The 14543-nt window shown below is 59.6% G+C and carries 17 protein-coding genes; 11 read left to right on the forward strand and 6 right to left on the reverse strand.

Features of this window, described 5'->3' with window-relative positions:
• Positions 1-10 precede the first annotated feature (10 nt).
• On the forward strand, positions 11-1366 hold the full coding sequence (locus ACUCV0_RS07305) for an MFS transporter (protein ID WP_482212389.1): 1356 nt from the start codon (positions 11-13) through the stop codon (positions 1364-1366).
• 39 nt (positions 1367-1405) lie between these two features.
• Here the strand turns inward: ACUCV0_RS07305 and ACUCV0_RS07310 are convergent, their stop codons facing one another.
• The 4 genes from ACUCV0_RS07310 to flgA form a co-directional block, all read right to left on the reverse strand.
• A complete protein-coding gene (locus ACUCV0_RS07310; protein ID WP_482212390.1) occupies positions 1406-2140 on the reverse strand; it encodes a flagellar brake protein in 735 nt (244 codons plus the stop codon).
• Positions 2141-2227: 87 nt separating this feature from the next.
• Positions 2228-2698: a flagella synthesis protein FlgN gene (locus tag ACUCV0_RS07315; protein ID WP_482212391.1), complete on the reverse strand. Its 471-nt coding sequence runs from the start codon at positions 2696-2698 to the stop codon at positions 2228-2230.
• Positions 2699-2758: 60 nt separating this feature from the next.
• On the reverse strand, positions 2759-3067 hold the full coding sequence (gene flgM, locus ACUCV0_RS07320; RefSeq protein ID WP_482212392.1) for a flagellar biosynthesis anti-sigma factor FlgM: 309 nt from the start codon (positions 3065-3067) through the stop codon (positions 2759-2761).
• A 160-nt stretch (positions 3068-3227) separates the two neighbouring features.
• Positions 3228-3986 (reverse strand): flagellar basal body P-ring formation chaperone FlgA, encoded by a 759-nt coding sequence (flgA, locus tag ACUCV0_RS07325; protein WP_482212393.1) that lies wholly within the window; start codon positions 3984-3986, stop codon positions 3228-3230.
• Positions 3987-4054: 68 nt separating this feature from the next.
• On the opposite strand from flgA, the gene ACUCV0_RS07330 reads away from it, so the two are divergent.
• Positions 4055-4987, forward strand: coding sequence for a chemotaxis protein CheV (locus ACUCV0_RS07330; protein WP_482212394.1), 933 nt, complete (start codon positions 4055-4057; stop codon positions 4985-4987).
• Positions 4988-5029: 42 nt separating this feature from the next.
• Positions 5030-5857, forward strand: coding sequence for a protein-glutamate O-methyltransferase CheR (cheR, locus tag ACUCV0_RS07335; RefSeq protein WP_026083954.1), 828 nt, complete (start codon positions 5030-5032; stop codon positions 5855-5857).
• Between the two features lie 405 nt (positions 5858-6262).
• Here cheR and ACUCV0_RS07340 read toward each other — a convergent pair whose 3' ends face one another.
• The gene (locus ACUCV0_RS07340) at positions 6263-6610 is read right to left on the reverse strand and encodes a helix-turn-helix domain-containing protein (RefSeq protein ID WP_007159148.1); all 348 of its coding nucleotides are present in this window, start codon (positions 6608-6610) and stop codon (positions 6263-6265) included.
• Positions 6611-6928: 318 nt separating this feature from the next.
• On the opposite strand from ACUCV0_RS07340, the gene ACUCV0_RS07345 reads away from it, so the two are divergent.
• The gene (locus ACUCV0_RS07345; RefSeq protein ID WP_482212395.1) at positions 6929-7204 is read left to right on the forward strand and encodes a hypothetical protein; all 276 of its coding nucleotides are present in this window, start codon (positions 6929-6931) and stop codon (positions 7202-7204) included.
• Between the two features lie 47 nt (positions 7205-7251).
• Here the strand turns inward: ACUCV0_RS07345 and ACUCV0_RS07350 are convergent, their stop codons facing one another.
• Positions 7252-8364 (reverse strand): STY4528 family pathogenicity island replication protein, encoded by a 1113-nt coding sequence (locus tag ACUCV0_RS07350; RefSeq protein ID WP_482212396.1) that lies wholly within the window; start codon positions 8362-8364, stop codon positions 7252-7254.
• Between the two features lie 506 nt (positions 8365-8870).
• Here ACUCV0_RS07350 and ACUCV0_RS07355 point away from each other — a divergent pair.
• The 7 genes from ACUCV0_RS07355 to flgG all read left to right on the forward strand — a co-directional run bounded on the left by ACUCV0_RS07355 (position 8871) and on the right by flgG (position 14523).
• A complete protein-coding gene (locus ACUCV0_RS07355; RefSeq protein WP_482212397.1) occupies positions 8871-9140 on the forward strand; it encodes a hypothetical protein in 270 nt (89 codons plus the stop codon).
• 720 nt (positions 9141-9860) lie between these two features.
• A complete protein-coding gene (gene flgB, locus ACUCV0_RS07360) occupies positions 9861-10283 on the forward strand; it encodes a flagellar basal body rod protein FlgB (protein ID WP_273807686.1) in 423 nt (140 codons plus the stop codon).
• A gap of 2 nt (positions 10284-10285) precedes the next feature.
• Positions 10286-10723 carry a flagellar basal body rod protein FlgC gene (gene flgC, locus ACUCV0_RS07365; protein ID WP_145008909.1) on the forward strand — a complete coding sequence of 146 codons (438 nt, stop codon included), beginning with the start codon at positions 10286-10288 and terminating at the stop codon, positions 10721-10723.
• A 16-nt stretch (positions 10724-10739) separates the two neighbouring features.
• A complete protein-coding gene (locus ACUCV0_RS07370) occupies positions 10740-11462 on the forward strand; it encodes a flagellar hook assembly protein FlgD (RefSeq protein WP_482212398.1) in 723 nt (240 codons plus the stop codon).
• A 28-nt stretch (positions 11463-11490) separates the two neighbouring features.
• Complete coding sequence (gene flgE / locus ACUCV0_RS07375; RefSeq protein WP_482212399.1) at positions 11491-12801, forward strand: flagellar hook protein FlgE; 1311 nt, start codon at positions 11491-11493, stop codon at positions 12799-12801.
• Between the two features lie 149 nt (positions 12802-12950).
• The gene (locus ACUCV0_RS07380) at positions 12951-13691 is read left to right on the forward strand and encodes a flagellar basal body rod protein FlgF (protein WP_459476720.1); all 741 of its coding nucleotides are present in this window, start codon (positions 12951-12953) and stop codon (positions 13689-13691) included.
• 46 nt (positions 13692-13737) lie between these two features.
• Positions 13738-14523 carry a flagellar basal-body rod protein FlgG gene (flgG, locus tag ACUCV0_RS07385; RefSeq protein WP_145008913.1) on the forward strand — a complete coding sequence of 262 codons (786 nt, stop codon included), beginning with the start codon at positions 13738-13740 and terminating at the stop codon, positions 14521-14523.
• Positions 14524-14543: the final 20 nt, after the last annotated feature.

The following is a 14543-nucleotide window of genomic DNA, read 5'->3' on the forward strand; positions in this document are numbered from 1 at the left end:
GGAGTAGGCAATGGTGCGTGTGCTGTCGGCGTTTCGCGGGCTCTATTTCGCGACGCTGTTGATGTTGATCGGGACCGGTCTGCTGAGTACCTATCTGGGGCTGCGACTGGCCGCCGATCAGGTGCAGGGACTCTGGGTCGGCGCCCTGACCGCCGCCTATTACGCGGGGCTGGTGATAGGCGGTAAGCTCGGGCACCGGCTGATCGCCAAGGTCGGCCATATCCGCTCCTATGTGACCTGCGCAGGTGTCGTCAGCGCCGCGGTGCTGGGCATAGGGCTGTTGCCCTGGCTGCCCGTGTGGCTGGCGCTGAGGGTGCTGATCGGCATGGGCATGATGTGCCAGTACATGGTGCTGGAGAGCTGGCTCAATGAGCAGGCCGGGCCCGGCGAGCGGGGCAAGGTTTTTTCCGGCTACATGACAGCTTCCTATCTCGGCCTGGCGCTGGGGCAGGTGGTACTGGTTGTCTCGCCCGATCTCGGCGTCGACAAGCTGATGCTGGTCGCCATCTGCTATGCGCTCTGTCTGGTGCCGGTGGCGGTCACCGGCAAGATCCACCCGGCGCCGCTCAAGCCGGCGCCACTGGAGCCGACCTTCTTCATCCAGCGAATTCCGCAGTCCCTAACCACCACCCTGGTGGCCGGATTGGTGATCGGATCCTTCTATGGCCTGGCCCCGCTCTATGCCAGCGCCCAGGGACTGCCTACCGAACGCATCGGTCTGTTCATGGCGTGCTGCATCTTCGCCGGTCTGATCGCTCAGTGGCCGATCGGTTGGCTGTCGGATCGTCATGATCGCAGTTGGCTGATTCGAGGTATCGCTATCGCCCTGACCATCGCGGCCTTGCCATTGGCCGTACTGCCTAAGGTGCCGCCGATAGTGCTGCTACCTCTGGGCCTTATCGTCAGTCTGCTGCAATTCGTGCTCTATCCCCTGGCGGTAGCGCTTTCCAACGATCACATCGAAGGTGAGCGGCGGGTTTCCCTGAGCGCCATGCTGCTGGTGACCTTCGGCGTCGGTGCCTGTATCGGGCCACTGTTGGTGGGCGGCCTGATGAATCTGGTCGGACCCAACATGCTCTATGCCTTCGTCGTCCTCTGCGGCGGGATTTTGATCTGGCGGATCCGCCCGAATGCAGTTACCGGTAAGCATCTGGTCGAGGAGGCGCCGCTGAGCCACGTGCCCATGCCCGAGGGATCGACCAGCTCGCCGCTGGTCGCCGCGCTGGATCCACGGGTCGATAGCCAGGTGGTGCATGACCAGATGCACACTGAGCCGGTCGTAGAGGAGGAGCCTGCCGAGGAGGGGGCGCCTTTGCAGGAAGAGATCGAGTTCCCGGAGAACCCGCCTGAATCCAAGGCGACCTGAGAGGTGGGGGGCGTCCAGCAGTCCTGGACGCCCGGCTGGTCATTCGAACCGGCGGTTCTCTCGCTGCAGCTGGTAGACGAGGCGTTCGATCTGGCGTTGAGCGGCGCCGCCCAGATTGTGGAAGCTGACGCCGACCTCGCTGTGTTCCATGCGCTCCGTGCAGGCCACATGGCGAATATTTATCGGGGTGTTGATGGCTCCGATTGGCAGTTCGGCGGTAAAGCTCTGTACCAGTTGCCCCGGTTGCAGCAGGTGGGTGACGTTGCCAGGAAAGCGCAGCTTGCAGCCGGTAGCTGACAGGTCGATCAACTGGCCACGTAGCTGTACTTGGCTGTTTATCTGACTCAGTTCTGCCGTGGCCGGCTGGGTCAGGAGCAGCTTGACCCGATAGGCATTGCGCCGCTGGTGGTAGGTCAGTTCGCTGGGCAGCTCGACCCAGTAGCAGCGGTTGCCGTCGAGCTCGCTGAATTGCACGGGGCGATCGATCTGCCAGGTCACCCGAATGCCTTCATGAAAGCTGTCCACGCGAAAGGGCCTACCCTGCTCGAGCAGTCGCTCCGCCTCGCGCGGAATGAATTCGTCCAGGGCGATCAGGCCCTTGGTCTCGTCGATCTCGACGACGAAACTCTGGAATTGCTGATCCTGTCGGCTGAACGTGATCCGCAGCGGAATATGCTGCTGTTGGGCCGGCCGCAGGCAGGCCAGTATCTCGCCCTTGGAGCGATAGACCTGGGGTGGCTGAGCGGCATTGTCGCTAGCGGAAGAGCCTTGCACCTGGAAACTCCTGTTAACAGCGGTCAGCAAGGATACTGGCTTAACGCCATCTGTACAGTGAAAACGCTGGCATGAGAATGCCCGTGATCAAGCCGAACTCAAGGGACGCTGATAGCCGCTGCGGGTTTGGCTGCCGCGACTGTTGTAGAGCATGGGCGCCGAGCTGCTGCCTTGCAGGAGGTTGAGCACCCGCGACGTGCCTATCTGGTTGGCCTGGATGATCTGGCCATTACGGACGTTGCGCTGCTTACAGGCCTCGATCAACTCGCTCAGGCGCGCGGAAGCCGCCAGTAGCGCCTGACCTTCGTCCTGGCCTGCGGCGTACTGCTGCAAGCCGGCGAGGTCATTGCTCAAGCCGGCCAAGCGAAGCAGAGCAGAGCGATGCTGGGCATGCTGATCGAGCTGCTTGAGCAGGATCTGCTTGGTGTCCAGCAGCGACTCCAGCCGTTCGAGGTGACGCTCGCTCAGGGCCTGGAATTCCTGGTCGATCAAAGCCAGCAGTTGCTCGCTCAGTTCGATGTCGTGGCGAGTGATGTCGAGCAAGGTAGCATTGGGCATGGTGCGGTTTCCGTTCGAACCTTAGTTGCGATCGTCAGGAAGGCCATGCCGAACCGGGCGTCAGGACTCGAACGCCATCAGCTTGTCGGCCACCTTCTGGCTGTCGACCTTGTAGGAGCCATCGGCGATGGCCTGTTTCAGGCGGCTGACCTTGTCGCTGTCGACCACCGGCAGATCCTTGAGCCCCGCCGTCAGGGAGCTCAGTTGCTTGGCTTCGGCGCTCAAGCTGACCGACTCGCCGGAGGCGGTGCTCTTGGTAGCCTTGACGTCGCTGGTTTGAGCCGTGGACACATCCTTGGTGGACGAGGCCTTGGTATTGCCTATGCCCGCAGTAGAGGACGAATTCAGGCGATTGATATCTAGAGCCATGAGTGGAGATCCTCGTGTCGTCTCGTTCGCATACCCGGCTTATCGGCGTATCCCGCCGAAACTTTAGCCGTAGACCTGTGCTCCGGTTCACAGCCTTCGACAGGATGGCGCGCAGAGGTTCAGGATGCTGACGCTTAAGGTACTCCTTTTGACTCTTCCGCTAAAGCGCTACCTCTACCTGTCCCTGATCGACCACCCGACCGCGAATCACCCGGTTGGAGCTCAGATTCCGTACCCGAATCTCCTCGTCCTTGGCGCCATTGGACAGGGCTTCACCCTGCATGCGAATACTGAAGGAGGCGCTGCGGGCATTGATGACCACCTGTTCGCCCTTGCGAATGAGTTCGGCCTGCTCGATAAAGGAGGGCGCGAGCACCTGCTCGCTGACTACCTGACGTTTCAGCTGGGTCCCGATTACCTGTTCCAGGCTGGTGAGGTAGCCCTGTGTCAGCGTCCCGACATCCCGTTCGACCAGGGCTACGTTGCTCGTGTCCAGCACCGTGCCGCGTAGAAGGGGCTGCAAGGTGACGACCACGGGGCGATAGAGCTTGACCTGGGCTGGCACGAACACCGTCCAGGAGCTGCTGCCCTCACACCGTACCTTGACGTTGATCCGGCCCACCGGCGCAGGAGTGCCTTGTTGCGACAGCGTCAGAGGTTTGTCGCAGGCGGCGAGGCGCAGGCGGGGATCAAGGGAGTTGATCTGGGTTTCATGGCGGGCGTCGGAATGGGTGTCCAGTAAATATTCCTGCACGCGCTCCTCAAGAAAACTTTCGACAGCGCCGATAAGTTCGTCAGATGAGGTGTAGTCGCCTTCTGCATAGGCCTTTCCGCCCAGGCATGCCAGGATCAACATGAGATTCGCAGCCCAGCGGCAAGAGGTTTTCATAGGTCGGAAACACGTCGCTTCGATATCCATGAGTCACATCTAAGCAAGCCCTGTGCCGAGTTTTCCAACCGGTCCGAGGCAACGAGAGGAGTCGCCAAATGGCTGGTGTATTGGACGCAGTCAACCAACGTACCCAACTGGTGGGCCAGAACCGTCTGGAGCTGCTGCTGTTCCGCCTGGACGGCTCGCAGCTCTACGGTATCAACGTCTTCAAGGTGAAGGAGGTGCTACAGTGCCCCAAGCTCACCGTGATGCCGAAATCGAGCCCGGTGGTGCGCGGTGTGGCCAGCATCCGTGGCGGCACCTTCCCCATCATCGACCTGGCCATGGCCACCGGTCGCCGTGGCCTGGAAGACATCAACAACTGCTTCGTGATCATCACCGAATACAACACCAAGGTGCAGGGCTTCCTGGTTCGTTCGGTGGAGCGCATCGTCAACATGAACTGGGAAGGCATCAATCCGCCGCCCAAGGGTACCGGTCGTGATCACTACCTGACCGCCGTCACCCGGGTAGATAACCAGCTCGTCGAGATCATCGACGTGGAAAAGATCCTTTCCGAGGTGGCACCGTCCGTCGAGACCGTATCGGCCGGCGTGATCAGCGACGTGGTACAGGCCAAGGCCGTCACCAAGCGGGTATTGATCGTCGACGACTCCTCGGTGGCGCGCAAGCAGGTGAGCCGCTGCCTGGAAACCGTCGGGGTAGAGGTAATCTCGCTCAATGACGGTCGTCAGGCGTTGAATTACCTGCTGGGTATGGTCGACGAAGGCAAGCGTCCGGAAGAGGAGCTGCTGATGATCATTTCCGACATCGAGATGCCGGAAATGGATGGCTACACCCTCACGGCGGAAATCCGTCATGATCCGCGAATGCAGAAAGTGCATATACTGCTGCATACCTCCTTGTCCGGCGTCTTTAACCAGGCGATGGTCAAGAAGGTCGGCGCGGACGACTTCCTGGCCAAGTTCCGTCCCGATGATCTTGCCTCCCGGGTAGCCGAGCGCATCAATGCGGTCGACAGTCACTAGGTGAAGGCGTCTCTATCCCGGTATCCAGAAGGCGGAGCGGCAGTGTCAGCAGTCAACGCGGATTTTGTGCTTTTTCGTGATTTCCTCGAGAAATCCAGCGGGATCCTGCTCGGTGACAACAAGCAGTACCTTGTCTCCAGTCGGCTCAACAAGCTGATGGAGACCGAGGGGATCAAAACGTTGTCGGAGTTGGTGCAGCGCATCCAGATGCAGCCCCGTGGCGGTTTGCGGGAAAAGGTCATCGATGCGATGACGACCAATGAAACCCTCTGGTTTCGCGACACCTATCCCTTCGAGGTACTCAAGAACCGCCTCTTGCCGGAACTGACGAAGAATACCTTCGGCCAGCGCCTGCGGGTCTGGTCGGCGGCCTGCTCCTCGGGGCAGGAGCCCTATTCGCTGTCCATGACCATGGACGAATTCGAGCGCAGCGCGGCAGGGCAGGGGCGTGGCGGTATGCAGATTGTGGCGACTGATCTCTCGGGCGCCATTCTTACTGCGGCGAAGTCCGGTGAATACGATTCGCTGGCGATTGGTCGCGGTCTGTCCCAGGAACGCTTGCAGCGCTACTTCGACGTGTTGCAGCCAAATCGTTGGGCGGTCAAGCCGGCGATTCGCAGTCGGATCGAATTTCGCGCCCTGAATCTATTGGACAGCTACGCCAGCCTCGGCAAGTTCGACATGGTGTTCTGCCGCAACGTGCTGATCTACTTCTCCGCTGACGTGAAGAAGGACATCCTCACCCGCATCCATGCCACCCTCAAGCCGGGCGGCTATCTGTTCCTGGGTGCGTCCGAAGCCCTCAACGGCTTGCCGGATCTCTATCAGATGGTGCAGTGCAATCCAGGCATCATTTACAAGGCCAAATAAGCGGTTGATGGGCGGCGGCAAAAGCTGAAGTGCAGCATGGGCAAAGTAACGCCATGCCATAGATCTATGGCATGGCGCGCTAGCTTTGATCTGGTGGCTTTGTTACTCCAAGATCCCCTAGCCACCTAGTCTCAAACGTAGCTTCAAAATCTTCAGACGGGCTGGACATTGGTTGCCGATGTCACGAAGGCTGAGGTACTAACGCAATTCAAACAGCAGGGATTGGTTGCGCTAGAAGTATTTAGCTGCGACGAGCAGGTTTGAACGTCTCGCTTGAGCACTGTATTACTGGCATACAGGCACAGACGTCGGGCTTGTTCTGGGGGGGGCGGCACGCTCCTAGGCAGAACTGCGGAACGCGCGTATTAGGCGGTGGTATCAAAATCAGGGAACTCTGTCGCTCACTCAACCGCGTCCCAGTCTCTGAATCAGACTTTCAAGCAACTCCATGACCAGTTGGCGATCCTCGGCGCTGAGGGTAGCCAGGCGCGTTTCGAGATGTCGGGCCTGATCCTGAGGCCGGGCACTTGCCTCGGTCAGCAGGTCCGCTGCTTCACAGCCAAATACCTCCGCCAGGGACAATAAGCGCTCAATGTTAGGCATGACCAAACCGCGCTCAATGCGCGATACCGCCTCGTTGCCTATCCCTAATCGTTCGGCGATCTGCTCTTGGGTGAACCCGCAGCGAATGCGCTGCCTAGCAATGGCTCGTCCCACCAGACCTGCCAATGCCGCCGTATCGTACTCAGCCATGACGCCCTCCCTTCAACCTCAATGGTCGGGCGACACCCTGTTGACATGAAGGGCATTTCAGGTTGAATATCAACCCTATAGGTTGTCTTGCTAAAGCTCGCCTAGCTGCTCATGGGCAGCTAGTGAGAGGGCCGGAATCCTCTTGGTCACCAGACATGGCTAGCTCGGCACCTTGGGCAATAGCACTTGTAAGGCTGCTGCTAACGCTGAGATACCTCCAAGCCATCGAGTGCAGGCTGAAGTGCTGAGCGACCTGCCCGGACAGGATCGATTAATCGACCCCCAGACGGACGTTAGGAAAATTGAGGTATACGCATCATGACGCACACCAAGAACACGCGGATTTATCCGCTCCCGCAGAAAAGTATCGACGCCAGCCACTTCGCAAGCGACTTGTCGGACCTTTCAGATGACATCGAGCTGCGCTTTTCCATACTGAAGGACCTACTCGATCAGCTTGACGCCAGCACCCTGGAAACAGATTCGCTTCGCGCCACGATTATCAAGATGACTGCGCAAGATCTGTTGGATGAGATGGTCATCATCCATCGCCGCAGCAAAAGCATTACGAACGCCTCCGCACTGGGCCTATGAGCAGTCCAAGCCCGCAGCGTGGCTCAATCATTCTTAAGTCACCACGACTAGCTTTCTTCGCTGAGCTGCTCGGACTGAGCTTTGATGTCGTCGAGCACGCGCGACACCCTGACAGGCATGTTGAGCATCTTGCGAAGCGTCGCAATATGGTTTTCAGCAACCTCGGGCGTTGAGCGCTTTGCGGGGGCTACTCGATGTGCCGGGCGTGGACGATGGTCCATGCCGGGGTCTCTGTTCGCCACGGTCTGCATTGCCGGCCTATCCCGCAGTGCATAGGGCCGGAAACCTCCCGACTGCACGCGTCTGATCAAGCCAAAGGCATAGGCCACTACGTTGCGTACCCCGCCGCTACGGTGTCTGGCCTCAAGCTCTGCCAACACCTGCTGACGCTGCTGCAGGGACAATTCATCAAGCGCCTTCAGCAGCTCCTGCAACTGCTCCTCATCAATTCCCGCGAGGCAGGATGGAAGCGGAGCGCTGCCCTTCGTGTTTTCCAGCTCTGAGGGATACGTACGTACTTTATACGTCTTACTACTGTACGTACTGTATTGGCCAGTTGGTTTGCCGTGGACCTCGTTGGTCTGTGGCAGACCGGTTTGGCCTAAGCCGAACTCCGCAGGTACCGCCCCGGAGATAGAGCTCCCCAACTCGCTTGGGATAGAAGCTCCATTAGGCACTGCCTCTTCACTGCGCTCACCCTGCGTGAACGCCTGATTGAGATGCTGTGCAATCCGCTGGATCGGATGTCCAGTTTCGTGCAGGCACGCTTGTAATAGACGGGCAAGCGTCTGGTCGGCAGTGCATGCCTGATCAAACGCTAAGGCATGCTCATGCACCCTGTAGCGCTCGCTCATCACCTTGCCCGTCATGGGGTCACGCTGTACACCGATCAGCGTAATCCAACCCGTCAGGCGCAGCACTTTCAGAACACGTCGCGCCGTCTCATAGCCCGCCCGTTGCCCTAACGGCGTGGTGGTGAGATAGCGTCGTAGCTGGCTCAGGCTCGTAAGCGAACTAACCCCATCCGGGCCGCTCAGCATGCGCAAGACCTGCCAGCCGTTGCGCTCCAGCGGGGTCAGCCGCGGATCTACCAGCAGCGCGGTTGGCGTCGTAAACCAGTTACTCGATGCGTAGCGCTCGTGTGCGGAATAGCTTGCCATTTCCTCTCCCCTACCAAGGCCTTTCGGCTGCCAGGCGAGTCTCTTTGGCACCAACTGGTCTGTCCCGGATAAATCCGATTTGCCCCGTTACCGTATTTCTGTTGCATACCAAACGGTCTGCTGTAGACCAACCTAGATGAGTCATAGGTAGCTAGCGTCGCCCCGGGTTGCTAGGGCGCGTTCCAAAACGGTAAATTTGCATTGTCGTGGTCAATCCCACGACCGGGTGTGACAACCCGATTCGTTCGAGGCGCGGTAGCGCTGTAGCTAGACTACATCTGTGGTTTTCTATGGCGGGCCGTGTGGGGCAGGCTTTTGCCTGGCCGGTTCCCTCGGACGCCGGTTTGTCACCCCCTCACGGTCCGCCTCCCATCACCGAGTGACAACGGCGGGTGGCGGCTCCTTAATCGTCTGAGGAGCAGTTAAAATGCCTGTATCTCCTTTTAAGCCCGAGCTCCGCCTCGGCGCTACCTGCATGCCATGTACTCCTGCAACGGAGGTGTGCCATGGCTGAGAAGAAGCCCTCTGTCCTTCCGTTCCCGAGCAAGCCAATCGCGCTTAACCAAATGGATCTTTCCACTCGATCCATCGAAGCCGATGCAAATCTTCGTGCGTCAATGCTAGGTGATCTACTGGCTCAGTTGGCAGAGTGTGGTTCTGGCCACCCTGAAGAGCTCCGACTAAAGATTGCCTGTAATGTTGCTCAAGAGTTGCTGGACGAAATGGTCACGCTCTACCGTCGGGCGCTATCTGATGTACGCCACAATAGCCCCTAGCAGATACGTAATGTTCGACCGCTCGCGGTCTTCGGTCTAAGTTCTTCTTTGCAATGGTGGACAGTAGTCCGCCATTGCATTGATAGAAACTGCCCGCGGTCAAAGAGTTCTTTTGTTATTCTCCAAGTTCTCGTGGCGGCGCGGAGCACTCATAGTCGATGAGTATTCTTTTTGAGGTCATAGAACGGGCGCTCTATTAAATGATTTTCCAAGGATTTACTTAGACTGCTCACGCTCTGTTTACGGCCGTTTTCGAGTGCAGTTGGCGGAAACATTAAATTTTATTTTAGCTACCCGCTTATCATGAAAGGACGTCTCTTAGAGACTGTCGTGTTGCTCGTGTGCTCTATTAGATACCTAGGAGCGCCTAGAGCACACTAAGTGTCTTCAATGAGTATTATAAAAAGACATACTCGAAAATCACGGTCTAAATATCGATCGTTACGAGAATTCTTGCGCTTGTGTTAGGCAATTAGACATTTGGCAGCTGTCTAGGGGAATCCGAGGTAACCCTACGGCGTTCAGACCTGAACTATTCGCGTTTTTTGCGCCAAAATTTTGCCGCGCCCGATCCCAAGGCCGGCAAAGGCGGCGGAAAAACCTTGCCGCTTGCCGTTGTTCTAACTGCCGCGTTGCGCTAAACCCTTGATTTATATGGATGCTGGAGACTGGCACGGGCCTTGCTAGATCGCTTGCAAGCTACGTCAAAGGTCTCTCGACATGAGCATCAATTTCGACAAAGCACTCGGGTTGCATGAGCAGGCGCTGAATTTCCGTTCGCAGCGCGCCGAGGTGTTGGGCAACAACCTGGCCAATGCCGATACCCCCGGCTACAAGGCGCGGGACCTGGACTTCAGTGCGGTGCTGGCCGAACAGGCGGCCAAGGGTACTGCCGGGTCCGCCAGGCACTATCAGCTCGAGACCACCAACAGCCGGCACATCGCCGCCGAAGGCTTCGACATGGGCATGGGCGACGCGGCGCTGAAATACCGCATTCCCAGCCAGCCATCGGTCGACCAGAACACCGTGGATGCCCAGGTCGAGCAGGCCAACTACGCCGAGAACTCCATGAACTTCCAGGCCAGCTTCACGCTGCTCAATAGCAAGTTCAAGGGGCTGATGTCGGCCATCAAGGGAGAATAACCATGTCCTTGAGTTCGTTGTTCAACATCGCTGGTAGCGCGATGAGCGCCCAGAACGTCCGGCTCAACACCGTGGCCAGCAACATGGCCAACGCCGAGTCGGTCGCTTCCAGCGTCGACCAGACCTACAAGGCCCGCCATCCGGTGTTCGCTGCCCAGCTCAGCGAGGCCCAGGGCGGTTCCTCGCTGTTCGATGACCAGGGCCAGGCCGGGGTCGGGGTGGAGGTGAAGGGCATCGTCGAGGACCAGAGCGAGGTGCAGAAGCGCTATGAACCCCATCATCCCATGGCGGACAAGGACGGCTACGTCTATTACCCGAACGTGAACGTGGTGGAGGAAATGGCCGACATGATCTCCGCCAGTCGGGCCTTCCAGACCAACGCGGAAATGATGAATACCGCCAAACAGATGATGCAGAAGGTACTGACCCTGGGTCAGTGATCGCTAGGGAGTCGCCATGACCACCACTTCTTCCACCACCAGTAGCAGCTCGCTGCTGTCGTCGGTGCTGTCCAACAGCAAGGTATCGAGCAGCTCGGCGACGTCCAGCGGCGCGACGACCTCGGGCAGCACCACCAGCAGTCTCGGGAAGAACGACTTCCTGAAGCTGCTGGTCACCCAGCTCAACAACCAGAATCCGCTGAATCCGCAGGACAACACCGAGTTCGTCGCGCAGCTGGCCCAGTTCAGCAGCGTCGAGTCCTTGCAGAACCTCAATACCTCGGTGGATTCCATCGTCAGCAACTACAACTCTTCCCAGGCGCTGCAGGCCTCTTCGCTGGTCGGTCGCTCGGTGATCGCCGCCGGCAGCACGGCGGTGGTCGATACCACCTCCGGCATGACCGGCAGCGTGGTGCTGCCGTCGTCCGGCAGTGATCTCTCGGTGGGCGTCTACAACAGCGCCGGCTCCCTGGTCGACACCATTCCCCTGAACGCCAGTAGCGCTGGTAGCCACTCCTTCAGCTGGGATGGCAAGGACAGCTCCGGCCAGACGCTGGCGTCCGGCACCTACACCTTCAAAGCCACGGCCGCGATCGGTGGCACCTCCACGGCGCTGACGACCTACCTGCCGAATACCGTGAGCAGCGTGACCCTGGGGACCAGCGGCAGCGACATGACCCTCAATCTCGCCGACGGCACCAACGTCGCCTTGGCGAACGTCAAGACCATAGGCCAGTGAGCCGGCCCCGCCGGACAGGAGTACAACCATGAGCTTCAACGTCGGCCTCAGTGGCCTCAATGCCGCCGCCACCGATCTCAGCGTGACCGGCAACAACATCGCCAACGTGGGCACCACGGGCTTCAAGTCCTCGCGCGCCGAATTCGCCGATGTCTATTCCAGCTCCATGTACCTGGGGTCGAGTTCCAACCAGCCCGGCGCCGGCGTGCGGACCGCGGCCGTGGCCCAGCAATTCACCCAGGGCAACGTGACCAGCACCGGCAACGCCCTGGACATGGCGATCAATGGCGGCGGCTTCTTCGTCATGAACAACAACGGCTCCAACCTCTATTCGCGAGACGGCACCTTCAAGACCGACGCCAATGGCTTCGTGGTCAACAACTCCGGCTACAACCTGCGCGGCTACGCGGCGGACAGCGATGGCAACGTGATCAGCGGCATCGCCACCAACCTGAAGATCGACACCACCAACCAGGCGCCCAAGGCCACGACCAAGGACACCGAGGTGTTGAGTCTCAACTCGTCGGCGACCGTTCCCACCACGGCCACCTTCGACCCCAGCGATGCCACCAGCTTCAACAACTCGACGTCCACCAGCATCTACGACTCCCAGGGCAACGCCCATACCTTGACGTACTACTTCGCCAAGACCGGCACCAACACCTGGAACATGTACAGCCTGGTCGACGGGCGCAACCCGGCCGACCCGACGTCCACCACGCCCCTGAGCAACACCCTGACGTTCGACAGCACCGGCAAGCTCAGCGCCACGGGCGGTACCGGCCTCACCGTCACCAGCACCGGCAAGTTCGCGCTGAACAACTGGGTGCCGGCCACCGTGACCAACGCCTCCACCACGCCCAAGACCTATGGGGCCAACGGCGCGTCCGCCTCCACCACCGGTATCGCCATCGACCTGAGCAGCACCACGCAGACCGCGACCGCCTTCGCGGTGACCAGCAAATCCCAGGATGGCTACACCACCGGCCAACTGTCGGGCCTGTCCATCGATACCGAAGGCAAGCTCTACGCGAGCTTCACCAACAGCCAGTCCAAGGTGATCGGCCAGGTGATCCTGGCCAGTTTCGCCAACAACCAGGGCCTGACCCCGCTGGGCAGCAACACCTTCGCCCAGTCGTCCACCTCCGGCCAGGCGGTGGTGGGGACGCCGGCCTCGGGCACGCTGGGAACCCTGACCTCGGGCTCGCTGGAGGCTTCCAACGTCGATCTCAGTACCCAGCTGGTCAATCTGATCGTGGCCCAGCGTAACTACCAGGCCAACGCCAAGACCATCGAGACGGAAAACACGCTGTCGCAGACCATCATCCAGATCCGCTAACGGTTCTTTGACGGTCGCTGTGAAAAAGCCCTCCTTGCGAGGGCTTTTTCTTTTTAAATCAATGAAATGCTGGAAATGGCACGTGCCTTGCTGAAGAGGTCTGGACAGTTTCAGACCTGTAGCGATATTGATCGCCCTGCGAGGACCCTATGGACCGATTGCTATATCTCGCCATGACCGGCGCCAGCCAGAACACCATGGCCATCCAGGCGCATTCCAACAACCTCGCCAACATCTCCACCAGTGGCTTTCGTCGGGATTTCGAGCAGGCGCGTTCCATGCAGACCTTCGGCGAGAGCTACCCCTCGCGGGTCTATTCCATGAGCGAGCGTCCGGGGACCGACTTCACTCCAGGCACTCTGCAGGAAACCGGTCGGGATCTCGACGTCGCTATCCAGGGCAATGGCTGGATCGCGGTGCAGGGCGCGGATGGCAAGGAGGCCTACGTCCGTACCGGCAGCCTCAAGGTGGACGCTCTGGGCATGCTGCGTACCGGCAACGATTTGCCGGTGCTCGGCAATGGTGGGCCGATCGCCGTACCGCCCAATCAGCAGATCGAGATCGGCCAGGATGGCTCCATCACCGTTCGCGGCGCCGGGGAAAACACCAATGCCCTGGCGGTCATCGATCGCATCAAACTGGTCAATCCGGATCCGAAGAATCTCGAGAAGGGCCTGGACGGGACCATCCGCACCAAGGACGGCAAGCCTGCGGCAGCGGACGCTGGCGTCCAGGTGGTGTCCGGTTTCACTGAGTCGAGCAACGTCAGTGCGGTGGAGGAGATGACCTCGATCCTCTCGCTTTCGAAGCAATTCGAACTGCAGATCAAGATGATGAAATCCGCTGAGGACAACGACGCGTCCATGGCAAAGGTTTTGCAATTCAGCTGATTGAACGCTGTTGACGCCTGATTCCTGGCGCCGAAGGAGAAAAACGATGATTTCCGCCCTCTATGTCGCCAAGACTGGTCTGGCCGCTCAGGACACCAACCTGACGACCATCTCCAACAACCTGGCCAACGTCTCGACGACCGGCTTCAAGCGCGACCGCGCCGAATTCCAGGACCTGCTCTATCAGATCCGTCGCCAGCCCGGTGCGCAGTCCACCCAGGACAGCGAGCTGCCCTCGGGCCTGCAACTGGGTACCGGTGTGCGTATCGTCGGCACCCAGAAAACCTTTACCCAGGGCACCCTGCAAACGACCGAGCAGCCGCTGGACATGGCCATCAACGGCCATGGTTTCTTCCAGGTCCAGATGCCCGATGGCACCGTCAACTACACCCGCGACGGTACCTTCCACCTCAATGCCGACGGCCAGATCGTCACGGCCAATGGCTTTCCGGTGGAGCCCGCCATCACCGTGCCGGCCGATACCCAGACCTTCACCGTCGGCCAGGACGGCACCGTCTCCGTGACCCAGGCCGGCTCCTCGACCGTTACCACCATCGGCACCATCCAGACCGCCCAGTTCGTCAACCCGGGCGGCCTGCAGGCCATGGGCAACAACCTGTTCGCCGAGACCACCAGCAGCGGCGCGCCCCAGGTCGGTACGCCGGGCAACAACGGCCTGGGCACCATCCAGCAGAACACCCTAGAAACCTCCAACGTGAGCACCGTGGAAGAGATGGTGAACATGATCACCACCCAGCGCGCCTACGAGATGAATTCCAAGGTCATCTCCACCGCCGACCAGATGCTCGGCTTCGTCACTCAGAACCTGTAATAGCCACCCCTGCGAGGTAG

This window comes from Pseudomonas sp. VMV1, from assembly GCF_056790235.1.